This is a genomic window from Vibrio sp. 970 (assembly GCF_033339075.1).
In genome coordinates this window covers 1-645 of the sequence record NZ_JAWOTW010000418.1, presented here as the reverse complement: position 1 = coordinate 645, position 645 = coordinate 1, and the positions used below count along the sequence as shown (strand labels likewise).

Here is a 645-nt window from a genome sequence, read left to right as displayed (position 1 = left end):
TGGGAACACATCGGTACTGAGCTTTAAGTGTGAGATCAGACGAATGTTGTTTTTCGGGGTGACTTTTCCGACAGCCTGCCACGGACCTGGCATGGGTTTATCTATCGAGATGATATCGAGGGCAGGTTCTTGATACCAACGAACGTTGTCGTAAGAGCCCCACGCGTAATATTTTTTACCATCTGGACGAACTAACACAACAGGTTGAGAACTTTGTTCACGATAAACCAGAAAAGTAATCTTTTCGATGGTCGGGTCGACACGAAAACGGTTATCCAACAAAGACATGGCGGACTCGCTCGCGGCAAATGCGAAACAACTCCAGATCGCTAAAATAGCGACCGACAAAGCCCTCAACATAGCTTCTCCTATTGGTGCCAAATACAGTCGTTTACCAGTTCTAATCTTTTCTGGTGCGCTTCTAATTCATCGGCAGTTGCACGCAAAACCTTTAGTGCTTTTCTTCCTTCAATGCGGCGAATGGTTTCTACCCCGCCTTCTTGTTTGTTGGCGTTAAATTCTAGACTCGTTTGCCCACCAGTCATCAGTAGGTAAACGTCGGCTAGAATCTCCGCATCGAGCAATGCCCCGTGGAGTGTACGGTGCGAGTTATCAATGCCGTAACGTTCACATAATACGTCGAGG

The 645-nt window shown here is 47.1% G+C and carries 2 pseudogenes; both read right to left on the bottom strand.

The features are described 5' to 3' along the window. A pseudogene (locus R7Q11_RS27045) lies at window positions 1–360 on the bottom strand (TIGR03503 family protein); the annotation flags it as partial. Between the two features lie 8 nt (window positions 361–368). Next, window positions 369–645 (bottom strand): annotated as a pseudogene (locus tag R7Q11_RS27040) (DNA polymerase III subunit epsilon); the annotation flags it as partial.